Source organism: Sulfurovum sp. (assembly GCF_049668085.1).
In the GTDB taxonomy this organism is placed as follows: domain Bacteria; phylum Campylobacterota; class Campylobacteria; order Campylobacterales; family Sulfurovaceae; genus Sulfurovum.
This window is the reverse complement of sequence record NZ_JBATIY010000053.1, coordinates 1-2539: the sequence shown is the minus strand read 5'-3', so window position 1 is coordinate 2539 and position 2539 is coordinate 1. Positions and strand designations below refer to the sequence as shown.

Sequence of the window (2539 nt, the reverse complement as noted above, 5' to 3'; positions counted from 1 at the left end):
CTTTTTATACCCTTTAAAAATACTTCATCTACAACTTTACTTCCTAAGACAATAGATGAAAAAGTACTTCCGAAGTTAAGTTCTTCACAACAAAAAGCCTATGATCAGCTTCTTAATAAAGGTAAAGCACTTCTTTTTGGAGTCACTGGTTCAGGTAAAACAGAGATCTTTATTTCACTGATGGCAAAAATGATGGAAGAGGGAAAAACTTCTATCTTTCTTATGCCGGAAATCTCACTTACGCCACAAATGGAGAAACGTCTTAAAGTCTATTTTGGTGAGAGTGTTGCGATGTGGCATTCTAAATTGACCAAAAAGAAAAAAGAATCCATTTTGGAAGGGATAGAAGCAGGGGAGATCCGTATCGTTGCTGGGGCACGTTCTGCACTTTTTGTACCGTTATCCAATCTTGGGCTCATCATTGTGGATGAAGAGCATGATGACAGTTATAAAGCGATGACACGGCCTCGTTACCATGCACGGGATGTAGCTGTGTTGATGGGAAATAAGTTAGGAGCAAAAGTCTTATTGGCATCTGCAACACCTTCTATGGGTTCGTACCATAAATATGATGTGGTCAGGCTCAGTAAACCTTATGTACAAACAGAAAAAAACTATAAGTTCATCCCTGGTGACAGTATCAATCATACGATATTGGATGCCATACATAGACATTATCAAGCGGGAGATCAGTCTTTGTTGTTTTTGCCTACGCGGGGGAACTTTAAATACCTTTATTGTGAAAGTTGTGGGAAAACACATCTTTGCCCTTATTGCTCTGTAGGAATGGCACTTCACAGGAAATACAGACACTTAAAATGTCATTACTGTAACTATACTGAAGCGATACAGGATACCTGTACCAATTGCGGACATAGCCCACTTAAAAGTGAACGTATGGGAACCGTAGAAGCGATAGAAGTGATCTCTGAAGCAGTGGAAGGTATACAGATCGAGCAGTTTGATAAAGACAGTATCACAACCGCGAAGAAACTCAAAGAGGCATTAAAGCGTTTTGAGAGTGGGGAGAGTCAATTACTTTTGGGTACGCAGATGCTTAGTAAAGGTCATGACTATGCAAATATTACACTGAGTATCATTATGGGGCTTGATTATATTTTAGGACTTGCAGATTATAGAGCACGTGAGAGAGCAATGTCATTACTCTTTCAAATTGCAGGACGAAGTGGGCGGGCAAAAGCATCTGAGATCATTGTTCAGACAGGTGATCCGGAATTTTTTCAAACCTATTTGGCTGATTATGAACTTTTCATCAAAGATGAGTTAGCCTTTTTAGAGATGGCAGATTATCCTCCTTATGCTTCACTTGCACGGATACTCATTGCGCATAAAGATGAGACAAAAGCAGGAAAGATAACGCTTGATACAGTAACTAAACTCAAAGCATTTAAAGAGATAGAGATAGTAGGACATGGAAAAGCACCTGTAGAACGTATCTCCGATAAGTATCGTTTTAATATTTTGCTCAGGGCTAAGAGCCGTGTACCTTTATTGAAAGCTTTACATAGTGTAGATTGCAGAGAGATAGAAATAGATTTTGACCCTGTTGAATTCTCTTAATATCCATTGTAGTTTGTTTGGGTAAAATAAGAGAATTATAGAAAAGGTAAGCCGTGAAAGAAAGAGTTAAAACAAAAAAGATCTATGTGGGTGATGTCGCTGTAGGTGGAGATGCTCCTATCTCTGTGCAGTCTATGACCTACAGCGATACACACAATGTTGCAGCTACAGTAGAGCAGATCAACCGTCTACATTTTGCAGGGGCTGATATGGTGCGTGTTGCTGTACCTGAAATGCAGGATGCATTGGCACTAAAAGCGATCAAAGAGCAGATCTCTTTACCGCTCATCGCAGATATTCATTTTAATTATAAATTGGCACTGGAAGCAGCAAAATGGGTGGACTGCATACGGCTTAACCCTGGTAATATCGGTGAAAAGTCACGTATCAAAGAGATCGTGAAAGCGTGTCAGGAGAGAAACTTGCCTATACGGATAGGGGTAAATGCAGGTTCATTGGAAAAGGAATTTGATCAAAAGTATGGAGCGACAGCAGAGGGTATGGTCGCTTCAGCAGAGTACAACATTAAATTTTTGGAAGACCTGGGATTTACAGATATTAAAGTATCACTCAAAGCTTCTGATGTAGACAGAACTGTCGATGCCTACAGAATGTTACGGCCTAAAAATGACTACCCTTTTCATTTAGGTGTGACAGAGGCAGGAACGATCTTCCATGCGACTATCAAATCTTCCATAGGACTAGGGGCCTTGTTGCTTGACGGTATAGGAGATACGATGAGAGTTTCCATCACCGGTGAACTGGAAGAAGAGATCAAAGTCGGGAAAGCCATACTTAAAGACAGTGGTAGGATAAAAGAGGGACTGAATATCATCTCTTGTCCAACTTGTGGACGTATTGAAGCCGACCTGGTTTCGGCTGTTGCGGAAGTAGAAAGACGAACAGCACACATTAAAACACCTATGGATGTTTCTGTGATGGGTTGTGTGGTCAATGC

Annotated in this window: 2 protein-coding genes; both read left to right on the top strand. The window is 40.5% G+C overall.

The window, feature by feature from the left end:
* Nucleotides 1–1581: replication restart helicase PriA (gene priA / locus WBM70_RS03495; RefSeq protein WP_424557121.1), on the top strand; the 1581-nt coding region annotated here is incomplete at its 5' end.
* Between the two features lie 53 nt (nucleotides 1582–1634).
* Nucleotides 1635–2539: flavodoxin-dependent (E)-4-hydroxy-3-methylbut-2-enyl-diphosphate synthase (gene ispG / locus WBM70_RS03490; RefSeq protein WP_424557120.1), on the top strand; the 905-nt coding region annotated here is incomplete at its 3' end.